At 36.8% G+C, this 18,221-nt stretch carries 15 protein-coding genes; 4 read left to right on the top strand and 11 right to left on the bottom strand.

Features of this window, described 5'->3' with window-relative positions; all coding sequences use genetic code 11:
- Positions 1-319 precede the first annotated feature (319 nt).
- The 6 genes from pruA to pcrB all read right to left on the bottom strand — a co-directional run bounded on the left by pruA (position 320) and on the right by pcrB (position 9,040).
- On the bottom strand, positions 320-1,867 hold the full coding sequence (gene pruA / locus BCER98_RS01760) for an L-glutamate gamma-semialdehyde dehydrogenase (RefSeq protein WP_011983411.1): 1,548 nt from the start codon (positions 1,865-1,867) through the stop codon (positions 320-322).
- Between the two features lie 149 nt (positions 1,868-2,016).
- Positions 2,017-2,787, bottom strand: a complete 771-nt coding sequence (locus BCER98_RS01755; protein ID WP_011983410.1) for a TSUP family transporter — start codon at positions 2,785-2,787, stop codon at positions 2,017-2,019.
- Positions 2,788-2,882: 95 nt separating this feature from the next.
- Complete coding sequence (locus tag BCER98_RS01750; protein ID WP_011983409.1) at positions 2,883-4,073, bottom strand: CamS family sex pheromone protein; 1,191 nt, start codon at positions 4,071-4,073, stop codon at positions 2,883-2,885.
- A 14-nt stretch (positions 4,074-4,087) separates the two neighbouring features.
- On the bottom strand, positions 4,088-6,097 hold the full coding sequence (gene ligA / locus BCER98_RS01745; RefSeq protein ID WP_011983408.1) for an NAD-dependent DNA ligase LigA: 2,010 nt from the start codon (positions 6,095-6,097) through the stop codon (positions 4,088-4,090).
- Between the two features lie 15 nt (positions 6,098-6,112).
- Positions 6,113-8,338: a DNA helicase PcrA gene (gene pcrA, locus BCER98_RS01740; RefSeq protein WP_011983407.1), complete on the bottom strand. Its 2,226-nt coding sequence runs from the start codon at positions 8,336-8,338 to the stop codon at positions 6,113-6,115.
- 12 nt (positions 8,339-8,350) lie between these two features.
- Positions 8,351-9,040, bottom strand: a complete 690-nt coding sequence (pcrB, locus tag BCER98_RS01735; RefSeq protein WP_011983406.1) for a heptaprenylglyceryl phosphate synthase — start codon at positions 9,038-9,040, stop codon at positions 8,351-8,353.
- Between the two features lie 275 nt (positions 9,041-9,315).
- On the opposite strand from pcrB, the gene BCER98_RS01730 reads away from it, so the two are divergent.
- The 3 genes from BCER98_RS01730 (at position 9,316) to BCER98_RS20515 (ending at position 10,888) form a co-directional block, all read left to right on the top strand.
- Positions 9,316-9,687, top strand: coding sequence for a YgaP family membrane protein (locus BCER98_RS01730; RefSeq protein WP_011983405.1), 372 nt, complete (start codon positions 9,316-9,318; stop codon positions 9,685-9,687).
- 182 nt (positions 9,688-9,869) lie between these two features.
- Positions 9,870-10,715: an SPFH domain-containing protein gene (locus BCER98_RS01725; protein WP_011983404.1), complete on the top strand. Its 846-nt coding sequence runs from the start codon at positions 9,870-9,872 to the stop codon at positions 10,713-10,715.
- 14 nt (positions 10,716-10,729) lie between these two features.
- Positions 10,730-10,888 carry a toxin-antitoxin system HicB family antitoxin gene (locus tag BCER98_RS20515; RefSeq protein WP_011983403.1) on the top strand — a complete coding sequence of 53 codons (159 nt, stop codon included), beginning with the start codon at positions 10,730-10,732 and terminating at the stop codon, positions 10,886-10,888.
- 467 nt (positions 10,889-11,355) lie between these two features.
- Here the strand turns inward: BCER98_RS20515 and BCER98_RS01715 are convergent, their stop codons facing one another.
- Complete coding sequence (locus BCER98_RS01715; protein WP_011983402.1) at positions 11,356-12,207, bottom strand: LysR family transcriptional regulator; 852 nt, start codon at positions 12,205-12,207, stop codon at positions 11,356-11,358.
- A gap of 122 nt (positions 12,208-12,329) precedes the next feature.
- Here BCER98_RS01715 and BCER98_RS01710 point away from each other — a divergent pair, with 122 nt between their 5' ends.
- Complete coding sequence (locus BCER98_RS01710) at positions 12,330-13,526, top strand: YbfB/YjiJ family MFS transporter (protein WP_011983401.1); 1,197 nt, start codon at positions 12,330-12,332, stop codon at positions 13,524-13,526.
- 62 nt (positions 13,527-13,588) lie between these two features.
- Here the strand turns inward: BCER98_RS01710 and purD are convergent, their stop codons facing one another.
- From purD to purM, 4 genes are all read right to left on the bottom strand, one after another.
- The gene (gene purD, locus BCER98_RS01705) at positions 13,589-14,860 is read right to left on the bottom strand and encodes a phosphoribosylamine--glycine ligase (protein WP_011983400.1); all 1,272 of its coding nucleotides are present in this window, start codon (positions 14,858-14,860) and stop codon (positions 13,589-13,591) included.
- A 164-nt stretch (positions 14,861-15,024) separates the two neighbouring features.
- Positions 15,025-16,560 carry a bifunctional phosphoribosylaminoimidazolecarboxamide formyltransferase/IMP cyclohydrolase gene (gene purH / locus BCER98_RS01700; RefSeq protein ID WP_011983399.1) on the bottom strand — a complete coding sequence of 512 codons (1,536 nt, stop codon included), beginning with the start codon at positions 16,558-16,560 and terminating at the stop codon, positions 15,025-15,027.
- Positions 16,561-16,573: 13 nt separating this feature from the next.
- Entirely contained in the window at positions 16,574-17,161 is a 588-nt protein-coding gene (gene purN / locus BCER98_RS01695) for a phosphoribosylglycinamide formyltransferase (protein WP_011983398.1), read from the bottom strand.
- Positions 17,154-18,197, bottom strand: a complete 1,044-nt coding sequence (purM, locus tag BCER98_RS01690) for a phosphoribosylformylglycinamidine cyclo-ligase (RefSeq protein ID WP_011983397.1) — start codon at positions 18,195-18,197, stop codon at positions 17,154-17,156. Before purM ends, purN begins: the two co-directional genes overlap by 8 nt.
- Between the last annotated feature and the right edge of the window lie 24 nt (positions 18,198-18,221).

The raw sequence follows: 18,221 nt of genomic DNA, 5'->3' as shown, positions 1-18,221 counted from the left end.
ATTTGTGAATATAAAAACACTACTTTCAGTCAATAAAACTGAAAGTAGTGTTCTCTTGCCTAACCATAGATTTTCTTTCAAGTTGTATTATACAGGAATTCCATAAAAATAATACAGAAAAATACGACGAATTGAATAAATTTTGTAGCATTCTATTCGTTTCATAACATGACCTACGTAAAAGAGCACAAAACCATGAACTTTTAATATCAACACAAAATGACAATAGATCAGCTTAATCAAAAAATGTTGCTATTACAAACGTAAAAAGAACCCGTCCAAAAGTTATACATTTTGGAAAGGCTCTCTTTGTTACTTCTTATAACATTTCAGAAGTTGTTTTTGCTTGCATATGAAGCGCTAAGTAATCAGGACCACCAGCTTTAGAATCTGTACCAGACATGTTAAAACCACCGAATGGTTGATAACCTACGATTGCTCCAGTACATCCACGGTTAAAGTATAAGTTACCTACATGGAAGTCTTCACGTGCTTTTTCAATATGTGCACGGTTGTTAGAGATTACTGCTCCTGTTAAACCGTATTCTGTATTATTTGCAATTGCAAGCGCATGATCAAAGTCTTTTGCTTTACAGAATGCTACTACTGGTCCGAAGATTTCTTCTTTCATTAAGCGAGCATCTTCTGCAACGTCAGCAACGATTGTTGGCTGGATAAACCATCCTTTAGAATCGTCTCCTTCGCCACCTGCTACTATTTTCCCTTCTTCTTTACCAATTGCAACATAGCTCATCACTTTATCAAATGCAGCTTGATCATTTACTGGTCCCATATTTGTTCCTTTTTCAGCTGGGTTACCTACAGTTAATTCTTTTGTTAATTCAACTGCACGATTTAATACTTGATCGTATACCTCTTCATGGATGACTGCACGAGAGCAAGCAGAACATTTTTGTCCTGAGAATCCGAATGCGGATGCAACGATAGATTTCGCTGCTAATTCAAGATCTGCTTCTTTATCAACAACGATTGTATCTTTACCACCCATTTCAGCAATAACGCGTTTTAACCAAATTTGACCTGGGTGTACTTTTGCAGCGCGTTCGTAAATACGAATACCTACATCACGTGATCCAGTGAAACTAATGAAACGCGTACGAGGATGGTCTACTAAATAGTCACCAACTTCAGAACCACTACCAGGGATAAAGTTTACTACGCCTGCTGGTAAGCCTGCTTCTTCTAAAACTTCCATAAATTTCGCTGCTACTACAGGTGTTGTACTAGCTGGTTTTAATAATACTGTATTACCAGAAACTAACGCAGCTGTTGTCATTCCTGCCATAATTGCAAATGGGAAGTTCCAAGGTGAAATAATTACACCTACTCCTAATGGAATATAAGAGAAACGGTTATATTCAATAGGACGGCTTTCTACTGGAATACCGTCTTTTAATTTCAACATTTGACGTCCATAATATTCCATAAAATCAATTGCTTCTGCTGTATCAGCATCTGCCTCATTCCATGGTTTACCTGCTTCTTTTACAAGAATAGCAGAGAACTCATGTTTTCTACGGCGAACGATTGCTGCAGCGCGGAATAAAATGTCTGCACGCATTTCGGGTTTCGACTTTCTCCAAGTTTGGAATGTCTCATCAGCCACTTGCATTGCTTTTTCAGCTAATTCGCGACTAGCCTTTGAAACGCTACCAATAACTTCTTCTTTATTCGCAGGGTTTACAGAAACAATTTTATCTTCTGTAGTAATTTTTTCTCCCCCGATAATTAATGGATAGTCTTGTCCAAGATAAGATTCTACTTTCTTTAACCCTTCTTCAAACGCTAATTTGTTAGCCTCTACTGAAAAATCTGTAAAGGGCTCATGTTTGTACGCTACTACCATTCTTTTTAGCCTCCCCTTAGAAAAACGTTTACATTTTACAACATTATTCTACACGATAATTTAGATTTATTCAAATATTCCTAGACTTATATTTTAAAAATTAATAAATTTTTAAAATATAATAAAAAGATTCATACAAAAGTATGAACCTAAAAAACATGCGTATATTCTAAAACATTTTTTCCAATTAACAAAATCGTCACCAATAGGAATAAAGTTCGGACATACCCAACACCTTTTTGCACTGCAAATCTCGACCCAAAATATGCTCCGATAATCATTGATAATCCCATAATAATACCGTATTCAAAATGAATAATATCTAAAAATAAAAATGTAAAGAAAGACACAATATTACTAACAAAATTCAAAACTTTTCCAGATGCAGCTGCTCGAATAAAATCTAAACCAATTAATAAAAATGCAAAAATTAAAAAGGATCCGGTACCTGGACCAAAAAAACCATCATAAAATCCTATCATTAAAATTGCAAAGTAAAACATTAAAGCTTTTCCCTTTGTCATCTTTTTATAAGTAGAGACGCTTCCCCAATCCTTTTTTACAATAATATAAATGGCGATAAATACCAACATAACTAATACAAGTGGCCGTAAAATATCCGGGGGAATACATTTTACAACTAACGCTCCCGCAATTGCTCCCATAATAGTTAATGGGATTAACTTTCCTACAATGCAAAAATCAACTTTTTTTGAACGAATAAAATAAATTGTGCTTGTGAATGCCCCCATTGTTGAAGCTAATTTATTTGTTGCAATCGCTGAAGCAGGTGATAATCCTACGAACATAAGTGCAGGTAATGAAATTAATCCCCCTCCTCCAACAACAGAATCAATAAAAGAAGCTAAAAAGCCGAAAGCCACTAGTAAAACGATAACCTGAAGACTTAATTCATCCATTTCTTTTCCCCTCATCCTTTTATTTGTAACATTAGAAATTATAACAAAATTATTAAAGAAAAAAAGCTATTCCATGAATGGAACAGCTTTTTTCTTTAATTTAAAATTTTCACAAACGGTTCGTCCTGCTTCGCTTCACGTACAATCACAGCTTCTGGATGTTCAACTGACCTAATCGTTACTTGTACTTTCATATAGTTTGGGAAGTACTGCATGACACTTCCAGCTACATATTGAGTAAAGCCGATAATTTCTGATTTTCCATTAAATTGAACCGGAATATCCACTTTCATCTCTTTTAATTCATCATCCTTATAAAATCCTGTACCCACAACAGCCCTGTAATCTCCTTCAAAGTACTTGCTCAGATTCGTCTTAAAGTTATCCATCATGGCATGATCTTCACGTTTATCAGATTTCGCTGCTTCAGAAGGGAATAAGTAATACTTTTCATTAATTGGATTCCATTCTTCAATCGAATCGCTGCCTTTATCAAGTTTAGCATAGGACAAAAAGTTTCCCGGTACAAGTGTCGACTTTGGACCTTGACGATAAATAGCAAAGATAACTGGAACCTCTTTTACCTTTGGATCCTCTTTTTGCATCTCTTTTAAAATTTCCTGTGCCATTTTCTTTCCTTGTTCTAACATCACTTTTTTTGAAATTTCACTTTCACGTGGGTAACCGTGCTCTTCATTATAATATTGAATTGAATTCATCGCTAAGCCAACTACAACCCCACCAAGTTCAGCTTTGTTATTCTTTTGCACATAATAATCATGTTCTAAAATGTTAGAAAGGTATATTGGGGCTTTTTTATGTTTTACCTCTAATGACTCTGCCCCCTCTGGTAACGGCGGATTCAAACCAATATTAGGAAATTTAACGGCATCTTTTTTTAGTTTTTCTTCCAGTTCCTTTTGTTCAGCATCTGTCCGTTTTCTTTTGACAAGCATTTGAATCTTCTGGCCCGTTAAAATTTTGCCGCCTCCAAATAAATAATCCTTTGTACTAAATGATTCTTTTGCAATACGCATTAAACCTGTTTCGAACTCATCTATATCCAAACGACTATTTAACCCTTGTACAACTAAGCCACGTGCCTCACCTGGGTCAAACGGAACGGTCGTTTTATAGTAATCATCGGAAATAGAATACTTCGGAACAATGGCTTGTTCTTTCGCCCCACCTGATTTTTCCACGATCTTCTCTTCTTTTTTTAGTCCCGTGCTACAACCACTTACAAGTAGCCCAAGACTCAATACCGCTAATGCTATTTTTTTCATGGTAAGTGCACCTCTTACTTATTCAGCTCTTGTAAGAACCTCTCTTCATTCCAAATTTCAATATTATGTTTCTCTGCCTGTGCTAATTTCGATCCAGCCGCTTCACCTGCTATGACAAGGTCAGTACTTTTACTTACACTACCCGTTACTTTTCCGCCTAATGCTTCAATTTTTTTCTTTGCTTCACTTCGTCCCATAACTTCTAGTTTACCTGTTAATACAACTGTTTTTCCAGCAAAGTAAGATGCGATATTTTGCAAATCAGCACGCTTTATACCTTTATATGTCATATTAACGCCATAGTCTTTAAACTGTTGAATTAAGTGTAGTACATCTTCATTATCAAAGTACGTAACAATAGATTGCGCCATTTTTTCACCGATCTCATTAATCGCCTTTAATTCTTCTTCCCCAGCTTTCACAAGATTATCCATCGTTTCAAAATGTTCAGCTAATGTTCGTGCTGCTTTTGCTCCAACATGGCGAATACCTAATCCAAATAACAATCGTTCTAATGAGTTTTCTTTCGAAGCTTCAATTGCTTGTACTAAATTAGAAGCTGATTTTTCACCAAAGCGATCAAGCTGGAGTAACTGATCTTTCGTTAAACCATATAGGTCCGCAAATGTTCGAATATAATTTGCTTCAAATAGCTGTGTGATAACGCGTTCTCCTAGCCCATCAATATTCATCGCATTACGTGATACAAAGTGGATTAATCCTTCACGAATTTGAGCTGGACAAGCTGGATTAATGCAGCGAAGAGCCACCTCTTCTTCTAAGCGGACAAGCCCACTATCACAAGTAGGACAGTGCGTTGGCATATGGTATGCTTCTTCTTTACCAGTTCGTTTATCGAAAACAACATTCACAACCTCAGGAATAATATCGCCCGCCTTCTTCACAACGACATAATCGCCAATGCGAATGTCTTTTTCCCGAATTAAATCTTCATTATGTAAAGAAGCACGGCGAACAATCGTCCCAGCTACTCGCACTGGTTCAAGTTCTGCAGTTGGTGTTACAACCCCTGTACGTCCTACACTTAGTTCGATACCAGTTAATCGTGTTACAACTTCTTCAGCTGGGAATTTATAAGCGATTGCCCACCTTGGACTCTTCGCAGTCGTTCCTAAACGTTCTTGCAATGTTACATCATCTACTTTAATTACGATACCGTCAATTTCATAATCAAGATTTGGACGTTTTTCTTGCCATTCTTCTACATAAGCAATTACTTCTTCAATTGTCTCACAGATGCGACGATTCGGATTTGTTTTAAACCCTAGCTCTCCTAAGAAATCTAGTGCTTCACTATGAGATGTAATTGTTTTTCCTTCTATATCAGCTAGTCCATATACAAACATAGATAAGTTACGTTTTGCTGCGATTTTTGGATCCAGTTGACGTAAAGACCCTGCTGCTGCGTTACGAGGATTCGCAAATACAGCTTCGCCATTTTGCTCTTTCTCTTCATTTAATTTTACAAATGAACGCTTCGGCATATAAGCCTCGCCTCGCACTTCTAACGTTACTTCTTCTTGCAAACGTAAAGGAATCGCCTTAATCGTTTTTAAATTTTGTGTAATATCTTCGCCTGTAATACCATCGCCTCGTGTTGAACCTTGAATAAAGCGGCCTTTTTCATAGTGAAGAGAAACTGCAAGGCCGTCAATTTTCAATTCACAAATATATCTTACATTTACACCATCAATTCCTTGACGAACTCTGCGATCAAAATCACGTAAATCCCCTTCATTAAATGCATTTCCTAAACTTAACATCGGTGATTTATGCGTTACCTTTTCAAATATATCAAGGACAGCTCCCCCAACACGAACAGAGGGAGAGTCTTCCGTTATAAATTCTGGGTTTTCTGTTTCTAATTTTATAAGCTCCTGCATATTGCGGTCATATTCCGCATCAGAAACAGAAGGATTGTCTAATACGTGATATTGATAATTAAATGTATTTAAAAGATCACGAAGTTCTTCTATACGCTGTTGTACCGCCTCTTTTGACATATCCTCATTCCTTTCTTATTGTTTCGTCACAGGTGCAAATTTCGCTAATAATCGTTTAATTCCAATCGGACTTGGGAATGCAATATCTAATTCTTTTGCATCACCTTCTCCTTTTACACTGACAACCGTACCGACTCCCCACTTTTGATGGAGCGCTTTATCGCCTACTGCCCAACCAATTTGCTCTCCTCCTGTTGTTTTCACAGTTGGCCTTACAATCTGCGAACGAGAACGTGTCGTTGTCGCTGCCACTTTTGCTTTTGCACCAAATGTTTCTCTTTTTGGTTTTGTTTCATTTAATGGTTCAATTAGTTCTGTCGGAATTTCTGAAATAAATCGAGATGCTGCATTCATATTTGTTCTACCAAATAATGTGCGCATTTGCGCATTCGATAAATATAGCTCTTCTTCCGCACGTGTAATCCCTACATACGCAAGACGGCGTTCTTCTTGCATTTCATCCTCTTCCATAAGCGAACGAGTATGCGGAAAGACCCCTTCCTCTAAGCCAATAATGAAGACAACTGGAAACTCTAACCCTTTCGCTGAATGCATTGTCATTAAAATCACTTCTTCACCAGCAGTTGGGTCTTCATCCACTCGATCGATATCTGCAACAAGTGCTAAGTCTGTTAAGAACGCAACTAAACTCTTATCTTCACTTTGTGATTCAAATGTTTGTGTAACAGATAAAAACTCGTCTAAGTTTTCTAAGCGGCCTTCAGATTCTAAAGTTCGCTCATTCTTAAGCATGTCGCGATAACCCGTTTTTTCAATTACTTCTTCTACTAATTCTGTAACTGATAAATATTCTTGCATGTTTACCCAATTGTGTAATAAACCCGCAAACTCTTTCACAGCCTTTGTAACTTTCGCACTCACACCAACATGTTCAATTTCATCTAATACAGTTGTTAATGAAATTCCATTTTGCACACCGTAATTAATAATCTTATCAATGGAAGTGGCACCAATTCCGCGTTTTGGCACATTAATAATGCGCGCAAAGCTAATTTCATCATCCGGATTCGCAATAAGACGTAAATATGCCAAAATATCTTTAATTTCTTTACGGTCATAGAACTTAATTCCGCCAACAATTTTGTATGGGATATTTGATTTCAAGAAAATCTCCTCGACCATACGAGATTGGGCATTCGTACGATATAATACAGCAAAATCTGTATACTTTCTGTTTCCCATTTGAACTTCATCGCGAATTTTCTTCGCAACAAAGTATGCTTCATCTTTTTCCGTTGCAGCTCGATAATATGAAATTTTGCTTCCAATTTGATTTTCTGTCCATAATTTCTTTGGCTTACGATTTATATTGTTCTCAATAACGGCATTCGCTGCATTTAAAATATTTTTTGTGGAACGGTAGTTTTGTTCTAACAAAATAACCTTTGCGTTCTCATAGTCCTTTTCAAATGAAAGAATGTTGGAAATATCCGCACCACGCCAACGATAAATTGACTGATCAGAATCACCAACAACACAAAGATTTTTAAAGCGCGCTGCCAATTTATTTACAAGCATATATTGCGCTCTGTTCGTATCTTGATACTCGTCCACATGAATATATTGAAACTTACGTTGATAAAATTCCAATACCTCAGGTACGCGCTCAAACAGGTGAATCGTTGTCATAATTAAATCATCAAAATCCAATGAATTATTTTTCAAAAGACGCTTCTGATATTCTGTATACACATCGCTTGATAATTTTTCAAATGGATCCGCAATTGAAATTTGTTTTGCATACTTCTCTGCAGATAACAATTCATTTTTCGCATTACTAATACGAGCTAAAATAGAACGTGGATCGAATTTCTTCGGATCAATATTACGTTCTTTCATAATCTTTTTTACAACAGTAAGTTGATCGCTTGCATCTAAAATAGTGAAGTTTCGATTAATTCCAATACGATCAATGTCACGTCGTAAAATGCGTACACACATAGAGTGGAATGTAGAAATCCAAATATCTTCTGCTTCAGGTCCAACAAGTGTATCGATACGTTCACGCATTTCACGAGCTGCCTTATTTGTGAAGGTAATTGCTAGTATGTTCCACGGTGCAACCCCCTTCTCACCAAGTAAGTATGCAATACGGTGCGTTAACACGCGTGTTTTACCACTACCTGCACCCGCCATTAATAAAAGGGGGCCTTCTGTTGTTTGTACCGCTTTTTGCTGTTCTGGGTTTAAACCGTTCAATAATCGATCTGTCATACTCATATTTACTTGCACCTACTCTCCTTTTACAGCTTTTACTGTTTGTAACGCTGCTTTTATATTCTCATAAATGACGTTCCCAACAACAACTGTATCGGCATATTGCGCTACCTCTTTTGCCTCTTTCACATTTGAAATTCCGCCGCCATAATACAACTTCGCTTGCTGTAATTCTGCCTTTACTTTCTTAACAAGTTCCACATCTCCGTATGTGCCGCTATATTCTAAATAGAAAATCGGTAAGTGTAACAGCTTGTCTGCCATGCGAGCATATGCAATCACATCATCTTCCGTTAAGTCACATTTTGCTTCTGTCAGCTGAGCTACTTTCGCTTCCGGATTTAAAACACAATATCCTTCCATGAAAATTTCATCCCAGTTCATAATATCTCCAAATTCTTTTAGCGCCTCATGATGAACGCCCGTTAACCATTCAACTTTTCGGCTATTCAACACGCTTGGTATATAATAAAAATCAAATCCCGGTGTAATTGCTTCCACATTAGAAACTTCTAATACACAAGGAACTGCATATCTACGAATGCTTACAAGCATGTGCAATACATTATCAATTGTAACTCCATCACTTCCGCCTACAATAACAGCATCTGTGCCAGACTCACAAATCATCTCTAAATGTTCATCACTTATTTCCTTATTCGGATCAAGTTTAAATACATGTTTCCACTTTGAAATATCGTACATGAAAACACCCTTTCTTTTTTCTAATCACCTATTTATTCAAAAAAGGAGTCCGAAGAACGCTAGCTACATAGCGAAAAAACTGGGACTGGTCTTTTTTCATTTCCTTTACGCATTCTTACATTATAACAAAAAAAACATCTTACACACACGCCCTAATCAACATCTTTTCCACCGTCAAATGTTGGATTACATATCGCAAAACTTAGGTGGAACAATAAAAGATGAAATAGTACTTTTTCTATTTCTAAGCTCATTAAGAAAGGAATGTTTTTCTGATGAAGCCAAATATCGGAACAATAAATGCCCTAATTCGAATTACACTCGGATTCGTTCTGTTAAGTTGTAGTACAGCTAAACTCGTACGTAAACCTTGGTGTACTTGGTCTCAAGTTTTATTATGGTGGGGTGCGATGAAAATTGCGGAAGGGTTTGTTCGTTTTTGTCCAATTGTAGAGGTATTGAAATTCGGAAAATATATGAATGCTGTTAAAATTCCTAGCATGGATTTTAAGAAAACGGGACATACTAATCAGGAAGCGAATTCCCCTTCTAGTTCTGACAAACAAACGTCGAATGGAAGTTATGATGCTTCTGACAAAGAGATTGAGTCAGCAATTGAAAAAGCAATTCTGACCAAACCGCTTTGAATCATTTGTCATAGATGCTCTCAAAAAGACTTAGCTGCTGCAGTGGGCAGCTAAGTCTTTTTATTTTACCATAAATCAGAACATACATTCCCAATTTGTTATTTTTCGGAATTTTTCGTTTTAATCATTGTTTAAATGATATAAAAGTGATATCATTTTTATATCAAAAGGAGGCGATTTGTATGAAAGAAAAACAGGTGTTTTATGTAAATGGGTTTCTAGGTATTATCGGGCTCTTAGTCTTAGCTGGTATCGGTGTATTTTGCCTCGTACAAGAAGTATTTATCGTAGCTGCACTTTGTATCATTTTAGCTGCCATTCTTGCTACTGGCATTGGAATTGTTCCACCAAACCAAGCAAAAGTTATTACATTTTTCGGTAATTATTTAGGAACGATTCGTGAAAATGGTTTATTTTTAACAATTCCTTTATCCTTCCGTCAAACTGTTTCTCTTCGCGTAGAAAATTTTAATAGTAAAAAATTAAAAGTAAATGATATTGATGGGAATCCAGTTGAAATTGCAGCTGTTGTTGTTTATAAAGTTGTGGATTCAGCAAAAGCAATTTTCGGTGTAGAACATTATGATGAATTCGTAGAAATTCAAAGTGAAACAGCAATCCGCCACGTCGCAACGAAATATCCGTATGATAATTTTCAAGATGATAAATGCATCACACTACGCGGAAATGCTGAAGAAATTTCAGAAGAACTAAAGCGTGAACTAGAAGCACGCTTAGAAATCGCTGGTGTAGAAGTATTAGAAACTCGTTTAACACATTTAGCTTACGCGACAGAAATTGCGCATGCCATGCTACAGCGTCAGCAAGCAAAAGCGGTACTGGCTGCGCGTAAAGAAATTGTTGAGGGTGCCGTTCAAATGGCAAAAGACTCTATTCAGAAGCTAGATGAAGAAGGTATACTTGATTTAGATGATGAACGTAAAGCAAATATGGTGAATAACTTATTAGTTGCCATCGTTTCAGATAAAGGAGCACAACCGGTTATTAACACAGGAAGTCTATATTAAAGGTTGTAGGTAATATGGCGAAAAAGAAAAGTTTTCCATTACGCATTGATCCTGAATTACACGCAATCATTGAAAAATGGGCGAATGATGAGTTTCGTAGTGTTAATGCTCACATCGAGTATTTACTTCGAGAAATGGCGAAACAAAAAGGAAAGCTCAAAAAAGAGAAATAGGCTTAAAGTTCCCCTATAAAGTTCTTCCCTTTAACAGATAAAAGGAAAGCTATTTTATAAATAGGTTTTAAAATTTCTTAAAAAGTATATAATCATAGTAAGTCTAAAGAAGAGAGTATCTGCCAATACTCTCTCTTATAATATTTAGGTACCACTCTTTGCATATCCGCAATAATAAAACAGACAAAAATTGACTTTCGAACACTCATAATTAATTATGCAAAACAATCTCTTCTCCAGATTTTCTTTGGAAATCTATCATCCTATGATCGACTATGCCATGAGAAAAATACAAAAAAATCCTTATTTTGCATATAGTAACATAAAAGTTTTCATATCACCTTCCTATTCTGCTCTCTTAAAATAATTTGCCTATGCGATGATTAAAGATGAATATAGTCTCTTCTCTTCAATTATCGAATTTCCAAAAGTATAAGAGTAATTTTAGAACCCCTATCTCTCCTATACTATACGAGAAGTCTGATAAATTCATTAAATGTAGCGGTTTTCACACTATCCTTCCGATAAATAAAATACGTTGGAATAAATCTATTTTCATTTAATAACGGTTTCCGAACGAGCTCTTGATGAGAATCGAACTGCTCTGCTACTTCTCTCGGGAGTATAGATACCCCAAGCCCAGCTTTTACACAGCCGATAATACCATCCAAAGAATTTAACTCCATCACTTTCCTCGGAACAATTCCTTCTGACAATAGCCATTCTTCCAATACTTTTCTATAAAAACAGCCCGATTGGAAAACAATAAACGACTGATTTTCCATATACTTATGGTCCAGTAACAAACTTTTCTTTGACAGCAGCATCATTTCTTCTTGAAATACTTCAATTTTTTCGAGTGCTGGATCATCTATACAATTTGCTACAAATGCTCCTTCAAGCTCATGCAAAAGCACCTTTTTCGTTAATTCTTCCGTGCTATTCGTTTGAAGCGCAATCTCAACTTCTGGATATTTTGTATGATAATTAGAAAGAATGTTTGGCAGTCTAACTGCTGCTGCCGTTTCCATCGCTCCAATCTTTAATGTCCCCCCTGGTAAAATCGTATATTTAATATCTCTTTTTGACTCATTCAATAATTGAATCATTTTTTCAGCATATATTAGTAACTTTTCTCCTGCATGTGTTAATGTCACCCCATTTCGATGGCGATAAAACAACTGTGTTTCGTATTCTACTTCTAATCTTTTTATTTTAGCTGTTACATTCGATTGGACAAAATTAAGACGAACTGCTGCTTTTGAAATGCTCTTCTCTTGCGCAACCATATAAAAAGCTACAAAATCTTGTAAATTCATTTTTTCTCATCCTTTCATTCATATCATTATTTTTGATATTACATATTGAAAAACAGTATTTTACGCACTATGTATATTCCACTATCATATGTATTAAGAGCTATTTCAAGAAGGGAGATTACATGAAAGACACAAAAACATGGAAAATGATTTTATCCGGTATCTTTGCCCTAGTAGCTGTAATGGGCATCAGTCGATTCGCTTATACACCCATTATTTCTTTTATGGAAAAGCAAGCTCATGTAGAAGAAGACCTTGCTGGATATTTAGCATCCAGTAACTATCTCGGTTATCTCCTTGGCGCCTTCTTCATTGGATTAATTACGATAAAAAATCGTGAAAAAGTGTTACATCATTGTTTATTTTTCAATGTTCTTTCGACCCTTTGTATGGGCGTTCCCTCTCAAATTTACTTTTGGTTTCCTCTTCGATTTATTGGAGGATTTACGAGCGCTATCGTATTTGTTCTTGCCTCCAGTATTGTTTTAGATTATTTATTTCATCGGAATAAAGTTGTACTAAGCGGGATGATTTATAGCGGCGTTGGAATCGGAATTATTTTTGCTGGAGTATTCGCTCCTCTGTTCAACTCATTTTGGAATTGGCAAGGTGCTTGGCTTGGATTAGGTCTTATTAGCTTTAGTCTAGCTATTTTTGTGTGGAAATGGTTAAAAGAAGATACAAAACATACCGAACAAAAATCAAAAGTTCCTTCAATCCATACAAATCATAGAAAAAACTATTTATTTTGGCTTATTTTAGCTTATGGATTTGAAGGATTTGGCTATATCATTACTGGTACTTTCCTTGTTATGATTGTCGAAAGAATGACACATTCTCTCTTTTACGCATCTTGGAGCTGGATTATTGTTGGAATTGCCGTGATTCCATCTAGCTATCTTTGGTCAAGTCTTGCACAAAAATACGGAACAACGCGTACCCTTACTTTTGCTTATATTTTACAAATGATAAGTATCCTTTCCCCGCTCCTCCTTCCAAATGTTCTCGGATCATTTTTAAGCGCATTATTTCTGGGAGGCACCTTTGTTGGGATTACCATCTTAACAACGACAGAAGCAAAGCGAATCCAGCCGAATGAAAGTAATAAAATTATCGGCTATACAACAGGTGTTTATGGAATTGGGCAAATTATCGGGCCTATATTAACAGGTGTTATCGCAAAACAAACTGATAGCTTTTTCTTCCCACTTCTCATCGCCGCTCTCACTTTATTCATCGCAATTCTACTCTTATTCATCGGTGAAATACGATGTAAACAAGCAGCCAAAAACTCTCTATCGGTACAAGACTCTTTATAAGCTGTTGAAACCATTCCACATTCCCTTTCTTATTTCCTTTCAAAAAAAGAAGCTAACATCTGTTAGCTTCTCGTCATTTCATTTCCAATTGCACGATATCCTATATCATTTCGATAAAATAAACCATCGCTCTTAATCTTTGTAACTTCTGTATATACTTGATCTTTGGCAGATTGTAAGTCGTGCGCTTTGCATGCAACAAATAGCACACGACCACCATTTGTTACAAAATCTCCATGCTGCATCTTTGTCCCTGCATGGAACACAATTACATCTTCTAACATCTCTAGCCCAGAAATAACAGCACCTTTTTCATATGATTCCGGATATCCTTTTGAGGCAAGTACAATACCAATCACAGCTTCTTTAGACCATTTTAGTGTTAACTCACGATTATCCAATACAGCATGACATACATCAACTAAATCATTTTCCAAGCGAGGTAATACAACCTCTGTTTCTGGATCACCAAAACGTGCATTGAATTCGATTACTTTCGGTCCCTCATTAGTTAAAATAAGTCCCGCATATAAAATACCTGTAAATGAACGTCCTTCTTGAATCATTGCTTTTGCAGTTGGATGTAAAATTTTCTCCACCGCTTCATTAACCGCTGATTGTGGAATTTGCGGTACTGGAGAATATGCTCCCATCCCGCCTGTATTCGGTCCTTTATCCCCATCAAAAGCACGTTTATGATCTTGTGCAATTACCATTGGGTGTACTGTTGTTCCATTTACAAATGCCATTAAAGAAAATTCTTGTCCATCTAAAAATTCTTCAATAACAATCTTTTTGCTCGACTCACCAAATTTTACATCGTGCAGCATTTCTCGCGCAGCTTCGAGTGCCTCTTCAAGCGTCATTGCGACTGTCACGCCTTTACCAGCTGCTAAACCGTCCGCTTTAATTACAATTGGTGCACCGACTTTTTTTATGTATGCGACTGCTTCCTCATAATCCGTGAATGTTTCATATGCTGCTGTTGGAATATCATATTTTTTCATTAATTCTTTTGCAAAAGCTTTACTTCCTTCAATTACAGCAGCCGCTTTATTCGGTCCAAAAACGCGAAGCCCCTCTGCTTCAAAACGATCAACGATTCCATTCATAAGAGGAATTTCTGGACCAACAAATGTGAAACCGATATTGTTTTCTTTCGCAAATAAAATAAGTGCATCAAACTCATGTTCCTCGATATCAATTGGTGTTGCTACATCTCGCATACCTTCATTACCTGGTGCTACATACACCTTCTCTATTTTCTCAGACTGTGCAAACTTCCAAGCTAAAGCATGTTCACGTCCGCCGCGGCCGATTACTAATATATTCATATGTCATCCTCCACTTTTAAAATGGAAAATAGGAGCAAGCCTATTTTTCGTGTCGTATTTTGTAGATATGTCGATATCTCATGTCGAAACGCCGATATATCATGAGAAACGGTCGATATATTTCAATTTGCGCCGATAAAATTTCATGTACTTTTATATGCCTATTAATGTTTGAAATGACGTACGCCCGTGAACACCATCGTAATCCCATATTCATCCGCTTTTTTAATCGAATCTTCGTCACGGATTGACCCGCCTGGTTGAATGATTGCTGTAATCCCCGCTTTTGCGGCCTCTTCTACTGTGTCTGGCATTGGGAAGAACGCATCGGATGCTAAGGCGCTACCTTGCGCTTTGCTACCTGCTTGCGAGATTGCAATTTTTGCAGAACCAACACGATTCATTTGTCCAGCACCAACACCGATTGTCATATTATCTTTTGCGAGTACAATTGCATTTGATTTTACATGTTTTACAACTTTCCAAGCTAATTTTAAGTCGTTCCATTCTTGCTCTGTTGGTTCACGTTTTGTAGGAATTATGATTGTCTCTTCATTTAGCGCTAACGTATCTTCTTCTTGAACAAGAAGTCCACCTTGAACAGAAGTTAGTTTTTTACTTGCACTTGTTGTCTTCTCAATATTTACCGTTAACAGACGTAAGTTTTTCTTACTTTGCAATACTTCTAAAGCCTCTTTCGAAAATGAAGGTGCAATAATAATTTCTAAGAAGATTTCATGTAATTTCTCTGCCACACGTTTATCAATTTCACGGTTCGCTGCAATAATGCCGCCGAAGATTGATACTGGATCCGCCTCATAAGCACGTGTATACGCTTCATGGATATCCGTACCAACACCAACTCCGCATGGATTCATATGTTTTACGGCGACTACCGCTGGTTCTGTAAATTCTTTCACAATGCTAAGCGCTGCATCTGCGTCATTGATGTTGTTATAAGATAGTTCTTTTCCGTGCAATTGCTCTGCATATGCAACAGAAGAAGCCACCGCAAATGGTGCTTTATAGAATGTTGCTTTTTGATGCGGATTTTCTCCGTAACGTAAATCTTGCTTTTTCTCGAATGTTACTGTTAATATTTCTGGGCTTTCTTCTCCCATTTGTTCAGTCAAATAGTTTGAGATTAATGCATCATATGCCGCTGTATGACGGAATACTTTCGCTGCTAATTTACGCTTTGTTTCGTCTGTAACCTCACCTTTTTCTTTTAATTCAGCTAATACAACGTCATAGTCTGCTGGATCTACAATTACTGATACAAATTTATGATTTTTTGCAGCTGAACGAATCATTGTTGGACCACCGATATCAATATTTTCAATCGCATCAGCAAATGTTACATCAGGCTTAGCAATCGTCTCTTTAAATGGGTATAAATTTACAACGACAAAATCAATCAGCTGAATGCCTAATTCGCTCATTTCTGCTACATGCGCTTCATTATCACGCACTGCAAGTAATCCACCATGAATATTGGGATGTAATGTTTTGACACGACCATCCATAATCTCTGGGAAACCTGTTACTTCAGAAATCCCCATTACTTGTAAGCCATTTTCCTCTAATAATTTTTTCGTGCCACCTGTTGAAATCACTTCAATTCCTTGTTCAAGCAAACCTTTCACGAATTCTACTACTCCTGTTTTATTAGAAACACTTACTAATGCACGCTTTTTCATTTCTTTTACACCCCTATTTCACAGTTCGTTCTTTCATAGATTGAATGATTTTATTTACCGTATTTACATATAAACGATGTTCCACTTGTTGAATTTTCTTTTGCAAACTATCTCTCGTATCATTTTCAGAAACCTGCACTGCTTCTTGTGCAATAACCGGTCCTGTATCCATACCAGCATCTACATAGTGAATCGTTACTCCAGTTACTCCCACCCCTGCTTTTAACGCTTGGCCAATAGCATCTTTTCCTGGAAAGCTCGGTAATAACGATGGATGAATATTAATGATTTTTCCCCCATATGCTTCTAGCAATGTCGGTCCGATAAGACGCATATATCCCGCTAAAATAACAAAATCAATCTCGTATTCTCGTAATTTTTTTAATATCTCTTTTTCAAACGCTTCCTTTGATTCATATGCTTTCGCCGAAAAAGCAAAGCATGGAACATGATGATAATGCGCTCTTCCGATTACACGCGCCTCGGGTTGATCACATACTAGCAAACTAATTTCAGCATGTAATCTATTTTCTTCTACTGCGTTAACGAATGCTTGAAAGTTAGATCCGCTTCCAGAGGCAAAGATTGCCAATCTATTCATGATCTATTCCTCCATTAAAAGCAACACCTGATCCTTTTACAGTGCGTCCAATGATATACGCTTTTTCTCCTTGTTCTTCAAGAAGACGAACAACCGCTTTTGCATTTTCTTCTTTCACCGCTACTACCATACCAATACCCATGTTAAAAATATTGAACATTTCCTTCTCTTCTATCTTTCCAACCTCTTGAATTAGGCTAAAAATCGGTTGAATGTTCCAAGAGCCAAGGTCAATTTCTGCTCCAATTCCTTTCGGTAACATACGTGGAATATTTTCAATAAAACCACCACCTGTAATATGTGCCATGCCATACACTTCATATTTCTTCAATAGTTCTAAAATAGGTTTGACATAAATTTTCGTCGGCTTTAATAACTCTTCACCAAGAGGTAGTTCTAACCGTCCATATATACGGTCTAAAGACATCTGTCCGTCTTCTAATAATACTTTGCGAACTAAAGAATAACCGTTACTATGAATCCCACTAGAAGCTAAACCAATTAACACATGCCCCTCATCAAGCGAATGACCTGTTATAATTTTCTTTTTATCAACAATCCCAACAGTAAATCCTGCTAAATCATACTCTTCCTTGGAATACATACCTGGCATTTCTGCTGTTTCCCCTCCAATTAGTGAGCATCCAGCTTGCCGACAACCTTCCGCTATCCCTTTGACGATGTGCTCAATTTTACTTGGATCAGCTTTACCACAAGCAATATAGTCAAGGAAAAATAATGGTTCTGCTCCTTGAACAACGATATCATTTACACACATTGCTACTGCATCGATGCCAATTGTGTCATGTTTATCTGCCATGAAAGCAAGCATTAACTTTGTACCTACACCATCTGTTCCTGATACTAATACAGGTTCTTCTAATGGCAATTTTGATAAATCAAACATACCCCCAAAACCACCTAGACCGCCTAGCACTTCTTTTCTCATTGTTGTTTGTACGTGTTTTTTCATGCGAGATACCGCTTCATATCCAGCTTCAATATCTACTCCTGCTTGCTTATACGCATTCGCCATTGTTTTTCACACCTCGTCTTTTAA

This window comes from Bacillus cytotoxicus NVH 391-98, from assembly GCF_000017425.1.
In the GTDB taxonomy this organism is placed as follows: domain Bacteria; phylum Bacillota; class Bacilli; order Bacillales; family Bacillaceae_G; genus Bacillus_A; species Bacillus_A cytotoxicus.
This window is presented reverse-complemented; position numbering and strand designations above follow the sequence as displayed.